10 protein-coding genes are annotated in these 15,374 nt (G+C 38.5%); 9 read left to right on the forward strand and 1 reads right to left on the reverse strand.

Features of this window, described 5'->3' with window-relative positions; translation table 11 throughout:
* Positions 1–551: 551 nt before the first annotated feature.
* From hutU to JNUCC74_RS05015, 7 genes are all read left to right on the forward strand, one after another.
* The gene (gene hutU / locus JNUCC74_RS04985; protein ID WP_454067158.1) at positions 552–2,210 is read left to right on the forward strand and encodes a urocanate hydratase; all 1,659 of its coding nucleotides are present in this window, start codon (positions 552–554) and stop codon (positions 2,208–2,210) included.
* Between the two features lie 169 nt (positions 2,211–2,379).
* A complete protein-coding gene (hutG, locus tag JNUCC74_RS04990; RefSeq protein ID WP_454067159.1) occupies positions 2,380–3,336 on the forward strand; it encodes a formimidoylglutamase in 957 nt (318 codons plus the stop codon).
* 30 nt (positions 3,337–3,366) lie between these two features.
* Positions 3,367–4,665 carry an imidazolonepropionase gene (gene hutI / locus JNUCC74_RS04995; RefSeq protein ID WP_077319796.1) on the forward strand — a complete coding sequence of 433 codons (1,299 nt, stop codon included), beginning with the start codon at positions 3,367–3,369 and terminating at the stop codon, positions 4,663–4,665.
* Between the two features lie 229 nt (positions 4,666–4,894).
* A complete protein-coding gene (gene hutP, locus JNUCC74_RS05000; protein WP_077319797.1) occupies positions 4,895–5,329 on the forward strand; it encodes a hut operon transcriptional regulator HutP in 435 nt (144 codons plus the stop codon).
* A 413-nt stretch (positions 5,330–5,742) separates the two neighbouring features.
* Entirely contained in the window at positions 5,743–7,224 is a 1,482-nt protein-coding gene (gene hutH / locus JNUCC74_RS05005; RefSeq protein ID WP_454067160.1) for a histidine ammonia-lyase, read from the forward strand.
* Between the two features lie 689 nt (positions 7,225–7,913).
* Positions 7,914–8,897, forward strand: coding sequence for an NAD(P)H-dependent flavin oxidoreductase (locus JNUCC74_RS05010; protein WP_077319799.1), 984 nt, complete (start codon positions 7,914–7,916; stop codon positions 8,895–8,897).
* Between the two features lie 27 nt (positions 8,898–8,924).
* Positions 8,925–10,514, forward strand: coding sequence for a long-chain-fatty-acid--CoA ligase (locus JNUCC74_RS05015; RefSeq protein WP_077319800.1), 1,590 nt, complete (start codon positions 8,925–8,927; stop codon positions 10,512–10,514).
* A gap of 77 nt (positions 10,515–10,591) precedes the next feature.
* Here the strand turns inward: JNUCC74_RS05015 and JNUCC74_RS05020 are convergent, their stop codons facing one another.
* Complete coding sequence (locus JNUCC74_RS05020) at positions 10,592–11,497, reverse strand: LysR family transcriptional regulator (RefSeq protein WP_077319801.1); 906 nt, start codon at positions 11,495–11,497, stop codon at positions 10,592–10,594.
* Between the two features lie 171 nt (positions 11,498–11,668).
* Here JNUCC74_RS05020 and gdhA point away from each other — a divergent pair, with 171 nt between their 5' ends.
* Positions 11,669–13,051: an NADP-specific glutamate dehydrogenase gene (gene gdhA, locus JNUCC74_RS05025; RefSeq protein ID WP_454067161.1), complete on the forward strand. Its 1,383-nt coding sequence runs from the start codon at positions 11,669–11,671 to the stop codon at positions 13,049–13,051.
* A 644-nt stretch (positions 13,052–13,695) separates the two neighbouring features.
* Positions 13,696–14,874 carry a M20 family metallopeptidase gene (locus JNUCC74_RS05030; protein WP_454067162.1) on the forward strand — a complete coding sequence of 393 codons (1,179 nt, stop codon included), beginning with the start codon at positions 13,696–13,698 and terminating at the stop codon, positions 14,872–14,874.
* The last annotated feature ends 500 nt before the right edge of the window (positions 14,875–15,374 follow it).

Below are 15,374 nucleotides of genomic sequence, written 5' to 3' on the forward strand. Positions count from 1 at the left end.
AATATCTAGAGTATTTATTTAAATATGAGCACGAATAAAACCACTGTAAATTGTTTGATGCAGAAATAACTAGACAAATGCCTGTTGCAAGAGGATTGACATTAGTTAAGTTAATTTGTCTACGTTTTGCCTTGAGTAAATAAATATATGAATCTTCTTATAGTATTTGTACTGCAATTATAAGAAATTCCTTTGATTTTTGGTATTAACAATTTATTTCGACATCTCAGTTAACGTAAGACGCCTGCTTCAAGAATACGAAGAGGTCCAAATGTGAGATAAGAAAACGGCACTAAATACCCGATTCGTTCAAGGGCCTTTAGGTCATACCTTTAAGGTACTAACATTCCGTGTAAAAAAGCGTTCCACGGAATGAAGTTTCACTTTATCCCGCATGTAAGGTGCCGTAAGTCTCCCACATTAAGAGTCTAAGCTAGTAGGGGTTAGATGGAAGAAACGGCACCTAAATGCCCGATTCGTTCAACTAACATTCCGTGTAAAAAAGCGTTCCACGGAATGAAGTTTCACTTTATTATGAGGGGAGTTTTTTTATGAAAACAAATCAAATGATCAAAGCACCAACAGGTACAAACTTAACCTGTAAAGGCTGGCAGCAAGAAGCTGCCATGAGAATGCTGATGAATAATTTAGATCCGCAAGTTGCAGAAAATCCAAATGAATTAGTTGTGTATGGAGGAATTGGCAAAGCTGCAAGGAATTGGGAATCTTTTCATAAAATAATAGAGACATTGAAAAAATTAGAAAATGATGAGACGCTAATTGTGCAATCAGGTAAGCCAGTAGCTGTTTTTAAAACACATGAACATGCGCCTCGTGTATTAATCGCAAATTCGAATATTGTTCCGGCATGGGCGAAGTGGGATCACTTTTACAAACTGGAAAGTGAAGGCTTAATGATGTATGGGCAGATGACAGCTGGAAGCTGGATATATATTGGCGCTCAAGGTATTTTGCAAGGAACCTACTTAAGTTTTGTAGAGGCAGGTAGGAAAGCATACGGCACTACGGATTTAGCTGGTCGGTTAATTTTAACTGGCGGAATGGGTGGCATGAGTGGAGCACAGCCGTTAGCAGGAAAAATGGCTGGCGCAGTAACGCTTGTAGTTGAGGTAGAACAAAAGCGAATTGAGCGAAAAATAACAGAAGGATATTGTGATTATTTAGCTACAGATTTGGATGAGGCATTGCAATTGGCTAGAGAATTTCAACATAAAAAAGAAGCAGTATCGATTGGGCTTGTTGGTAATTGTGCAGATATTTATCCAGCTATTTATCAAAAAGGGATAATTCCTGCTATCGTAACAGATCAGACAAGTGCTCATGACCCGTTAAATGGTTACGTTCCCAATGGAATGAGCTTTGAAGAGGCTCTTATATTGAGAAAAACAGACCCAAAAACTTATGAGGAAAAAGCGAAAGCGGCTATGGCTATTCATGTTCAAGCCATGCTCGATTTTCAAGCAGCTGGGGCGGAAGTTTTTGATTATGGTAACAATATTCGGGCTTATGCGAAAGAAATGGGCGTAGACAATGCCTTTGATTTTCCTGGCTTTGTACCAGCCTATATACGTCCATTATTTTGTGAAGGAAAGGGACCTTTCCGATGGGTAGCACTTTCTGGAGACCCGGAGGACATTTACCAAACAGACCGTTTAGTAACAGAGATGTTTGCAGCAGATGAATCTTTAGTTAATTGGATTGATATGGCGCAAAAAATGATCAAGTGGCAAGGACTCCCTGCGCGTATTTGCTGGTTAGGCTATGGTGACCGTCACCGTTTTGCGTTGGCAGTAAATAAACTTGTTGCTTCTGGGGTTATTAAGGCTCCAATTGTTTTCGGTCGAGATCATCTTGATTCAGGCTCTGTCGCTTCTCCAAATCGAGAAACGGAAGGGATGAAGGACGGCAGTGATGCTGTTTCGGATTGGCCGATATTAAATGCACTTGTCAATACAGCAGGAGGAGCAAGTTGGGTAAGTGTTCACCACGGAGGCGGTGTAGGAATGGGATATTCCCAGCATGCCGGACAAGTGGTTGTTGCTGATGGAACGAATGAAGCAGCAGAAAAAATAAATCGAGTTTTGATTACTGACCCTGGTATGGGAGTTGCACGTCATGTCGATGCCGGGTACGAAATTGCCGTAGAAACAGCAAAAAAGAAGGGGATTCATATTCCCATGATGGAATAGGATGTTAACTTGCTTGTTAATCATAGGCTTCTATAGTTCTGTCACATGAAATGTCCATTTGTGCAAGAATAAGGATGCATAAAAAAGATGAGGTTAAAGTTCATGGTATGCAGAAGGACGCCATTTGCTTTAGATAGTACATCATAATTAGGAATAAGGTGGTTTTATTATGTATACTCCAGCGGAAAAGCAATTATGGTCAGGGAGGGTAGATCATGAAACGAACCCAGCTAATTTTCGATTTCATCAAGTTGTCCAACTAAAAAATATGGATGAATGGAAGGAATACAATGAGCTACAAAGGGAATTTTCTCTTATTGGTTTTGCTTCGGATGAGGGGGTTAGACGAAATAAGGGACGGCAAGGTGCAGCAAAAGCTCCAGATAAAATTCGCTCGATGTTAGCTAACTTACCTTACTACATGAATAATTTGGGATTCATAGATATTGGTAATGTAAATTGCATAAATCGGGATTTAGAAGCAGCACAAGTAGAACTCGGAAACTATATTGCCCAATTACTAAAAAAACATTGCGCTCCTGTCATTGTTGGAGGAGGTCATGAAACTTTATTTGGTCATTATTTAGGTGTACGTGAGTATATAAAGGAAGATGCTAAGTTAGGTATTATTAATATCGATGCTCATTTTGATTTGCGAGATGATGATCCTCCTTCTTCTGGTACGATGTTTAGACAAATTTTGGAACATGATAAGCAGGCAGGTTACTTATGTATAGGTATTCAGCCATGGGGAAATACAGCTGCACTTTTTCAAGACGCAGCCCAATATGGTTGTACGTATATTCTCGCTGAAAATGTAACAACGGATGACAAAACATATCAAGTTATTGATTCATTTGCCAAGCAATATGATTATATGATGTTAACGATATGTATGGATGTGCTCGCCTCTTCTTCAGCACCAGGTGTTAGTGCTCCAAGCCCATTTGGATTGGAACCAAAAACAGTTCGTGATTTAATCCGTTTTATAACAGCCAAGCAGAATTTACTTAGCTTTGATATTTCTGAGGTAAACCCTGAATTTGACGAAAATGATAAGACAGTTAGGCTGGCCGCTTATTTAATTGCTGAAGTGATGCAGGGAATTAGTAAGCAATGGCTATGATTCATGCTAAAAATAAAGGAGCGTAAAAACATGACGAATATATTATTTATCAAACATGCAGCCCAGTTAATTACGATGCGTGGACATACAAAAAGACCGGCAAAAGGATCAGCTATGCGAGAGTTAAGTATTATGGAGGATGGTAGCATACTTTCGCATGATGGAAAAATAGTGGCTGTTGGAAAAACTGCAGAAATACAAAAAAACTATCCTGAACTGATTGAAAATGCAACCGAGATTGATGCAACTAATAAAATAGTAACACCTGGTTTAATTGATCCTCATACACATTTAGTACATGCAGGGACAAGAGAGAATGAATATGCCATGCGCTTAAATGGAAAAACGTATATGGATATTATGAATGCTGGAGGCGGCATTCATGCGACAACAAGAGCGACCCAAATGGCAGGATTTGCACAACTATATGAAGAATCAAGGCAAAGGCTGGATACATTTTTATTGCATGGGGTAACTACAATCGAAGCGAAAAGTGGTTATGGACTGACGACTGAGCATGAAATAAAACAATTAGAAGTAGCAAAAAAATTACATGAAGATCATGCAGTAGACATCGTGTCGACGTTTATGGGAGCACATGCAATCCCTGTATCGGACAAAGATGACCCTGAAGTTTTTATCGATAAGGTAATTCATGAAATGCTTCCTGAAGTAGCCAAGCGAAAACTTGCTAAATTTAACGATGTTTTTTGTGAACGAGGGGTCTTTACACCAGAGCAATCCAAACGTATTTTGGAAGCAGGCAAAAAACATGGACTGCTTCCTAAAATTCATGCTGATGAAATTGAGTCATATGGTGGGGCTGAAATTGCAGCTGAGGTTAATGCTATTTCTGCAGATCATCTGTTAAAGGCATCAGAGAAAGGAATCAAACAGATGGCAGATAAAGAGGTGATTGGTGTTTTACTTCCGGGAACTGCATTTTTCCTTATGGCTGAATATGCTCAAGCACGGAAAATGATCGATAATGGTGTTGCTGTTGCATTGTCAACCGATGCAAATCCAGGTTCGTCCCCGACGCTGTCATTACCATTTATTATGAATTTAGGCTGTTTAAACATGGGAATGACACCGGAAGAAGTCTTAATAGCTACAACGATAAATGCTGCGCATGCCATTGATTGCGCTCAAGAAGTTGGTAGTCTGGAAGTCGGGAAAAAAGCAGATATTACCATATTTAATGTTCCTAACTATTTAATTTTATCCTATCAATATGGTATGAATCATGTAGATACAGTGATTAAAAATGGTTGTGTAGTTGTAAAAAATAGACAACTAGTAGAGGAACAAAGCAAAAGTAAAGTCTAAAATAGATTGATGAAATAGAAAAGAGTTCGCAATGCTTCAAAAAACAAATATAAATTACGTATGATCGGGTATTGTTTTACTAAGAATAATGAAATTAGTCAAGCTGTATATATATGGTGTGATTGTATCCTGTAGTTCATTTGTAGATTGACGAAGATGCTTTCATATACGTATACTACAATTAGTTATTAGTTTATTAGAAAATGAATGCGGAGTAGGGGCTGAAACAATGACAAAAAGGCGGATAGGTAAGATCGCTATGTTATTTGCTATGCTTAACGAACAGGAGCGTGTAGCTTTCCCTAAACTATTTCAAGAGGTACAAATATGTGAGGGAAAGGTTGGGTCAATGGATATGCAAAAGGTTATTTCAGCTGTAGAAACTGCTGTAAAGCGCAGTGGGTTGATTAACGAAGAGATTTATCGAGAAACTCATGCACTTTATCACGCCATTTTGGAAGCGCTTGAAGGCGTGATGAGAGGACAGTGGGCAATTGGTGACATGATGCGTACAGTAGGGCTTCGCTTTGCTGTCATACGTGGAAACCCTTATTCTAATGAAGCAGAAGGTGAATGGTTAGCGGTTGCATTTTATGGAACAATTGGAGCTCCGATAAAGGGACTGGAACATGAAGCTATAGGTTTAGGCGTCAATCATATTTAAAACATTACCTATCGATATTAGTCAATAGGAGGTGATGATGGCTATTTTGCATGCCATTATTGCCTCCTTTTTATATGTTCAGGTAACAATATTAGTTTTTATATGCCGGTTATTTTTTACACTATGGAAAGTATAAAACTTTAGGATTTATCCCGCATGTAAGGTGCCGTAAGTTTCCCACTTCAAGTCCTGAGTTCGTGCAAAGGGTCAAAGTGGGAGAAAACGGCACCTAAATGCCCGATTGGTTCAAGGGCCTTTAGGTCATACCTTTAAGGTACTAACATTCCGTGTAAAAAGCATTCCACGGAATGAAGTTTCACTTTATCGTATAAGAAAAACTACAGCTTTCGCTAAAGACTGGCGACAAGCCAAGTTTTTCTAAACGATAAATTACAATGGTAAGGGGGAGACTTATGGTTGAATTAACAGGAGCTTCTTTAACGTTGCAACAAATTGCTAGAGTTTGTCTAAAAAAAGAAGGGCTAACTATTTCTCAACAAAGTATGAATCGTGTCAGAAAGAGCAGAGCCGCTGTAGAAGGAATTGTTTCAGATAAACAAACCATCTATGGAATAAATACAGGTTTTGGCAAGTTTAGTGATGTTATCATCAATAATGAAAATGTCGCAGAACTTCAGCTTCATCTTATTCGTTCACACGCATGTGGTGTAGGAGAGCCATTTTCGGAGTTGATCTCAAGAGCAATGCTGCTGTTACGGCTGAATACCCTTATTAAAGGGTATTCAGGTGTTCGTCCAGAACTTATAGAACTGTTATTGGAATTGATTAATAAACAGGTTCATCCTGTTATCCCTCAGCAAGGATCTTTAGGAGCATCAGGTGATTTAGCTCCATTAGCTCATTTAGCATTAGTAATGGTAGGGGAAGGAAAGGTGTTCGGGCCATCAGGGGAACATATAGATACAGAAAAAGTTTTCAACGAAAAGGGGATAAAGTCAATTGAATTACAAGCTAAGGAAGGGCTCGCTTTAATAAACGGAACACAGGCTATGGGTGCTGTAGGGGTTATCGGTTATTTAGAAGCAGAAAGGCTTGCCTATGACAGTGAATGGATTGCATCAATGACGATGGAGGGGCTTGAAGGAATTATTGATGCACTTCATCCTGCAGTTCATGAAGCAAGAGGATACCCACAGCAAATGGCTGTAGCAAAACGGATGATAGAATGGTTAGAAGGGAGTCAATTGGTTACACGTCAAGGAGAAAAACGGGTACAAGACGCATATGCGCTACGCTGTATCCCACAAGTACACGGAGCTATCTGGCAAGTGCTCGATTATGTTAAAGAAAAGTTAGAGATAGAGGCTAATGCAGCAACAGATAACCCGTTAATCTTGCAAGACGGAGATTTGATTATATCTAGTGGTAATTTTCATGGAGAGCCAATTGCTTTTGCAATGGATTTTTTAAAAATTGGAATGGCAGAACTTGCAAATATTTCGGAACGTAGAGTGGAAAGACTAGTAAATCCACAATTAAATGATTTACCCCCATTCTTAAGTCCGGAACCAGGGTTACAATCTGGTGCTATGATTATGCAATATGCAGCGGCATCCCTTGTATCAGAAAATAAGACACTCGCCCACCCCGCAAGTGTTGATTCTATACCTTCTTCCGGAAATCAGGAAGACCATGTAAGTATGGGTACCGTTGGTGCAAGACATGCACATTTGATTATCCAAAATACAAGGTATGTTCTAGCTATCGAATGTATATGTGCCCTACAGGCTGTGGAATATAGAGGGATAGATAAAATGTCACCAATGCTAAAAAAGAAATGGATGGAGTTCCGTGAAATCGTACCAAGTATTACAACAGATAGAGTCTTCTCAAAAGATATTCAACAAGTCTCAACGTATTTAAGTAACTATTAAATGCCCATTTAAATTTATTCGGTTGATCAATAAAAACGAATTAATCCATATGAAAGCGTATTTCAAAAAGATCTATATTTCACTTGATGAAACTTGACAATTACAAAAGTAATTATTAGAATTGTCAGTAATTATACTAGGGGTTTAATATGTAAAACTGGTAAATTTAAATCGATAATCATATTATTGAAAACGCTCGCTATATAAGGCGCTTCGTTTCTTACACTATAAGAAAGTATAAAACTTTAGGCTTTTATAGTATAAGAGAAACGAAGCTTTCGCCATAAAGACTTGGCGACAAGCCTAGTTTTTCTAATCCCCAGTATAAGTTGATAGTAAGGGTCAGACCATAATACTAGTCGAAGGAGAACTTACTGACAGCAATGTTGGCAACATCTTTTTTTAGAGGAGGATGGGAAATCTCAATTCATTAACCTTATTGTCTTTGTGAAAACAGAATAGTTAAGAGTTGAGAAGGAGAGAAGTTTCTATTTATTTATCCCGCATGTAAGGTGCCGTAAGTTTCTCCCAATAAGAGTTAAAGGAACATGGAGAAGTGTGAGAAAACGGTACCTAAATGTCCGATCGGTTCAAGGGCCTTCAGGTCATACTTTTAAGGTACTAACATTCCGTGTTCCACGGACTGAAGTTTTACTTTATCTAACTTAATGTATAAAGGAGCATTGTAAATGTCAAATGAAGCTGTGCAAAAAATGAAAGAAACGATGCGTTTACCTGTAATTATGGCACCAATGTTTTTAATTTCTAATCCAAAAATGGTTACAGCAGCCTGTTCCTCTGGAATCATTGGAACATTCCCGGCATTAAATGCAAGAACAGGAGAAGTATTAGAAGAATGGATGGCACAAATCAATGCAGAGCTAGAGAAAATAAAAAGAGAAAATCCCAATAAGCAGCTTGCTCCATGGGGAATAAATTTTATTACTCATCGCTCTAACAAGCGCTATACGGAGGATTTAAAACTAATTGAAAAATATAAGCCGCCAATCGTCATTACATCTTTAGGCGATCCTAGTCCTGTGGTAAAGATAGCCCATGAATATGGCGGCATCGTATTTTCTGATGTTATTGATATTAAATTTGCTAAAAAAGCAATTGAAAAAGGAACAGACGGGTTAGTATTGGTGGCCAGTGGTGCTGGCGGACATGCAGGAATATTAAACCCGATTTCGTTTGTTCACGAAGTACGGTCTTTCTTTTCCGGACCACTTATTTTAGCTGGGGGTATGTCAAAAGGGGAGGATATTTTAGCAGCTGAAATCCTAGGGACGGATTTTGTTTATATGGGTACGAGATTTATCCCGTCCATGGAGAGTTCAGCCTCAAAAGAGTATAAACAGACGATTATTGATTCTTCTATTAAAGATATTATTTATACAGATGCTTTTAGCGGAATACATGCAAATTATTTAATTCCCAGTATTGTAAAAGCCGGGTTAGACCCAACAAACTTAGAGAAAAAGCAAGAAATTGATTTTAATAAATTAAATACAGAAGTGAAGGCTTGGAAGGATATTTGGGGAGCGGGACAAGGAATTGGACCTATTACTCATGTGCAATCAATAGAGGAGATCGTTGCTGAACTAGAGGAAGCGTATCAGCGTGCTCAGATGAAAATAGTAAAACAACAGCATGCTTTTTCAAATAATTAATATTGAACAAACAAAGGGGCAGATGGTATGCATTATCCACTTACACCAATAGATTGGAAACGTCGGGCAATGAAATATTATCCGAACAAAACGGCAGTTATCGATGAAGAAAAAACATTTACGTATAAGCAATTTGGAGAAAGAGTTGATCGACTATCAAGAGCATTAATGAAAGCAGGAATTAGAAAAGGGGATCATGTAGCAGTTATGCTTCCTAATACGCATTATATGCTGGAATGCTTTTATGGAATCTGTCAGATGGGCGCGGTAATGGTTCCAATGAATTATCGTATTTCATCAGCTGATATGGAATACATTATTAATCATAGTGATGCAAAACTACTAATTGTTGATGCGGCATTTACACCTTCCATTGAAGAGATTACTGCTAATTTAAATCTGGAGGAAATAGTTATTGTAGCGGTTCCGGGTTATGAAAGCAAGATTCAAGGAATTGATTATGAAAACTTTATCAAGCATGTCGAGCCTGCTCCATTTTCAATAATGGAAATAAATGAAAATCAGCTTATAACAATTAATTACACAAGTGGAACAACATCAAAACCTAAAGGCGTTATGCAAACACATCGCAGTAATTATTTAAATGCGGCAGATTTTATGTTTCATTTGCGTGTCCATCATGAAGATGTTTATCTACATACACTTCCATTGTTTCATGTAAATGGGTGGGGAGGTGTTTGGGCGATTACTGCTGTTGGTGGAGTTCATGTTTGTTTGCGGAAAGTAGATCCAAAAGTCATATTAAATTTATTTGAACGACATCATATTTCACTTTTATGTGGAGCACCAATAGTCATTAATATGCTAGTGAATGACCCGAAAGTAAATGAAACAAACATTAAGGTTAAATCCAGGATGGCGACTGCTGGATCACCTCCGTCAGCGGCAGTAATTCAAAAGGCTCAAGAGCTGCTGGGTCTGGATATTATCCATATTTATGGACTTACCGAAACCTCACCATTTATTCTTTATAATGAATGGAAATCGGATTTTGATCAACTATCACAGGAAGAACAAGCAACATTAAAAGCGAGACAAGGAATTGAACTTGCTTTTAATGGGGAAACAAAGGTTATTGGTCAGGATGGTCAAGAGGTAGCTTGGAATGGCGAAGAACTTGGGGAAATTGTAACTCGAGGTAATGTCGTAATGAAAGGATATTATAAAGATGAAGAGCAAACGAAAGCTGCAATGAAGGATGGGTGGTTCCACACAGGAGACTTAGCAGTTACTCATCCAGACGGCTATATTGAAATTCGTGATCGAGCAAAGGATATCATTATTTCCGGAGGAGAAAACATATCTTCAACAGAAATAGAAGGGGTGTTATATAAACATTCGGCAGTTTTGGAGACGGCTGTTATAGCAATTCCCGATGATAGATGGGGGGAGGTACCGTTAGCGATTATTGTTTTAAAGCCGGAAAGTACGGTAACAGAATCGGAAATTATAGCGTTCTGCCGGGCGAATATGGCGCATTTTAAAGCGCCAAAGGCAGTTAAATTTGTTGGGGAACTTCCGAAGACTGCTACAGGGAAATTGCAAAAGTTTCGTTTAAGGAAGATGTATTGGGATAGTGAAAAACGTGTTAACTAATGTTTAGAAGGTATCATAAATGAATGATTTTTAAAGTTGCTAAGCCTTCCGTTCATGCTAATGGGAGGCTTATTTTCTTAGTCGCTAAAATGATTTAATCTAGAAAAGAAATCCAGTAAAAATTGATGAAATATTTCTTCGGTGGGTAATAGCTTACGATGTGTAGGTGTGATTACTCCAACAGTGCGAGTGATGGTATTGTCTGACAGTGGTACGTTTACAGTGGAACGGGGAACATTATCGATCACTGTAACTTCCGGCATCAAGGCAATCCCCAGTCCAGCTGAAACTAATCCTTTTAGTGCATCTGTATCATCTCCTTCAAAACCAACCTTCGGAGTAAATCCATGTGAAGCACAGGCTTTTTCTACAATCTCTCTTAACACAAACCCCTCTGGAAGCATGATAAACGGATCATCCTTTAATTCCCTAAGCCCAATAGAAGGCTTGTTAGCTAGTGGATGATGAAGCGGTAAAAGTGCTACCATATTTTCCGTGAATAGAATTTTTCGTCTAAATTTTTCGTCTGCCTTAGGTAATGGACCTAATAATGCCAAATTGAAATCGCCATTAATTACTCCTTGGATTAAATCTGGATAGAGTGCTTGTTTTAATTGAAATTTTGCTTCAGGATAATAAATACGGAATGCGTGAATGGCAGTGGGCATCGTGTGGGAAGCCAGACTGATAGGATATGCAATTCGAATCGTTCCCTTTTTCGGATCTAAGTATTCTTCCACTTCTCTTGTTGCGTCATCAATAACGTTCATTGCTTGCTTCATTCGTTCAAAGAAGATTTTTCCTATCGGTGTTAATTTAACCCTTCTGCTTTCTCGGATAAATAAATCAGCACCTAATTCATTTTCTAAATTGGCAATTTGTCTACTAACAGAGGATTGGGCAACATGCAGTGCATTTGCGGCCTCTGTAACGTGTTCTCTTGTAGCAACTTCCATAAAATAACGTATTTGGCGAATCTCCATTTTCCCCTCTCCTTTCCTAATCATGCGTTTAACGCATTAATTCTATCGTTTCTTTATATTGATTCGATACTTTGTTTAATTATAAAATATTCTTTAATAGGAAATCCACTAAATTTTAATTGTTCGCTAAATATTTTCATTATTTAAATGACACAAAAGGGATGACGAAAAATGAAAACTGTTGAAAAAATGGAGTTTAGCTATCTGCAACAGGCAAAGGATTATGTAGATGAAGTATATGAAATGGTTAAGAAGCGTAATCCTGATCAGGTAGAGTTTCAACAAGCAGTAAAAGAAGTGTTTGATTCTCTTATACCTGTTTTAGCCAAGCATCCAAATTATATGCAACAAGCAATTCTTGAACGCATGGTAGAGCCGGAAAGAACGATTACATTTCGTGTTCCTTGGGTGGATGATAAAGGAAAGGTACGGGTAAATCGTGGCTATCGTGTGCAGTTTAGTAGTGCACTTGGCCCATATAAAGGTGGTATAAGATTCCATCCAACTGTAAATGAGAGCATTATTAAATTTTTGGGCTTTGAGCAAACATTTAAGAATTCCTTAACCGGTCAACCAATTGGCGGAGCAAAAGGTGGAGCGGATTTTAACCCAAAAGGGAAATCGGAAATGGAAATTATGCGCTTTACGCAGAGTTTCATGACAGAACTTAGCAAACATATTGGTCCAGACCTAGATGTGCCAGCTGGTGATATCGGTGTTGGTGCTAAGGAAATAGGCTATATGTTTGGTCAGTATAAAAAGTTGCGTGGAGCCTATGAAGCAGGAGTCTTAACAGGAAAAGGAATTGGATATGGCGGCAGCTTAGCTCGTAAAGAAGCAACAGGCTATGGAACTGCTTATTTTATGGATGCCATGTTCAAAGACAACGGATTAAGCTTAGATGGCTGTAAAGTGATTGTATCAGGTTCAGGAAATGTATCGATTTATGCAATGGAAAAAATGGTGGAATTAGGCGCGAATGTTATTGCCTGCAGTGACTCGGACGGATATATCTATGATGAAAATGGTATCTATTTGGAGACTGTTAAACGTTTAAAAGAAGAAGAACAAGGGAGAATTAGAGAATACATCAAAGAGCACCCTCATGCTATGTTTAAAGAAGGCTGCTCCGGCATCTGGGAAATACCATGTGATATTGCATTACCTTGCGCTACTCAGAACGAAATAGATGACAGTGCAGCAAGGCTCCTTGTTGCGAATGGTGTTAAGGCTGTTGGTGAAGGTGCAAACATGCCTACAACTCTAGAAGCTATTGAGATTTTCTTGGAAAATAATATTTTATTTGCTCCGGCAAAGGCCGTAAACGCTGGAGGAGTAGCTGTCTCTGCTTTAGAGATGGCACAAAATAGCGCGCGTTTAGCTTGGTCCTTTGAAGAGGTAGATAGTAAGCTGTATGAGATTATGAATAATATCTACACTACTTCTACCAAAGCAGCAGAAGATTATGGTCAACCTGGAAATCTAGTACTTGGTGCAAATATCGCTGGATTTATAAAAGTCGCAGATGCGATGATTGCTCAGGGCATTATTTAAGCTTGAGATTTTTTATCCCGCATTAAGGTGCCGTAAGTTTCTCACTTCAAGTCCTGAGTTCGTGCAAAGAGTCAAAGCGGGAGAAAACGGCACCTAAATGGCCCGATTGGTTCAAGGGCCTTTTAGGTCATACCCTTGTGGTACTAACATTTCTTTGGAAAAAGCATTCCAAGAAATGAAGTTTCACTTTATTGAATGATTATGGTTATTTTTGGTAAATAAATAATTTAGTGTAAACAAGGATCTCTTAAAAGGTCCTTGTTTATTTATACTATCGAGAAATTATATCCATTCTCACAATGGGATACTTTTTTTCGAAAGTAGCTTTGTCTTTTAGCTTAAGCTTCTCAAGTTGTAGCAAACTTCAATCTTCTTTCTACGATAATTTAACATCATCTCGAATCTAAAGGAAGGCCGACTAAAAGCAGATTTGCCGCTTTTAGTCGGCATACCCCTATTGCAGAGGCATGTTTCCTTTATCCCGGATGCTAGGTAATTGCATTGCTAAAATGCTCTATTGATTAAACTAGTATTTCGTGGAAGAACATGTTAGAAAAAAGTTCCACGTATGTCATTTTGCTATTTTATTTTTTTTCAGATTATATTATGATATTCATTAAAATATAAAAAAGGGGACGGATTGCATGGACAAATTATTCAGTCAGTTGGATGCTGTGTATAATGAAATGGTAGAAATTCGTCGTTATCTTCACCAGTATCCGGAACTATCATTCCAAGAAACAAAGACAGCTGCCTATATTGCAGATTATCATACTGCATTGGGTCATAAAGTCAAAACAAATGTTGGTGGAAATGGAGTTTTAGCTTATTTAAAAGGAGAAAGACCAGGTCCGACGATTGCTTTACGGGCAGACTTTGATGCTTTACCAATTCAGGAAAAAACGGATGTCCCATACAAATCAAAAAATGATGGTGTTATGCACGCATGTGGTCATGATGGACATACAGCCACATTGTTAGGACTTGCTAAAGTATTAAATGGAATGCAGGAGGAATTAGTAGGAACGATTGTTTTTCTGCATCAGCATGCTGAAGAACTTCCACCTGGAGGTGCTATTTCCATGATTGAAGCTGGTTGCTTAAATGGTGTCGATGTTATCTTTGGAACACATTTACAGGCACAATTACCACTTGGAACAATTGTTTACCGAACCGGAGCTTTGCAAGCTGCAGCAGATCGATTTGATATTATGATTAAAGGTGCTGGGGGGCATGGGGCTGCTCCACATCATACAATAGATAGCATTGTGGTTGGTAGCCAACTGATTAATAGCCTTCAGCAAATTGTTAGTAGAAAAGTAGATCCGCTTGATGCAGCAGTCGTTTCTGTTTGTAATTTTATTGCTAAGAATCCATATAATGTTATTGCCGATACTGCTCAATTAACAGGAACGGTACGAACATTGAATGAAGGAACACGTAATTCCATTGAAGAAGAAATGGAACGTATTGTTAAAGGGACATGTGAAGCTTCTGGGGCTGAATATGAATTTACGTATTCTAGAGGTTATCCTACCCTCGTTAATCACCAAAGGGAAACGGAATTTATTGCAAATGTTGCTAAACAAGTCCCTGGTATAAAAGAAGTTATGGAAACGCCTCCAGTAATGGGTGGGGAGGATTATGCTTATTACTTACAACATGTAAAGGGGACATTTTTCTTTACTGGTGGAAAGAACCCTAGCCTAGACAAGGCATTTCCACATCACCACCCTAAATTTGATTTCGATGAACGTGCATTGTTACATGCTGCTAAAGTATTGGGAGCTGCGACATTAAAATACATGCAACAATATTCATAGCTGGAAGTTTGATAGGATCTTGAATGAGGCTTTTATCGAGTCCTTTAAGGAGGCAAGCGAGTACGAGTCATTTATTTTTTTAAAAGGTAGCTTCGTCTTGCCTAGATTAAATCGTTCGTGCTACTAGCAAACTTCAATCTTCTTCCAGTGATAAGTCAACATTGGCTCGAATCTAAAGGAAGGCGACTAAAAGCGGGCTTGCTGCTAAGGCGTGGGTATACCTCAGGGCATGTTTTCTTTATCCTGAATGGAAGGAGCCGTACCCCTCTCATTTTTAAAATTTTGCTTATTATTTTGGATCTTGATGAGAGAAGCGGCTCCTAAATTCCCGATTCGTTCAGGTCGATAGGACAAGGGAAGCTTCCTGAAAAGCATTACGGTTTTCTAAGGATGCCTGCGAACTTAACCTTTGATCTTCTACTTCAAGAGAAAAGTACTCCCTTAAATGAAGGTTCACTTTGTCTCTCGTCAGAAAATCTCCGGTTTTACGTCACGAACCT

The sequence above is a fragment of the Cerasibacillus sp. JNUCC 74 genome (genome assembly GCF_053667775.1).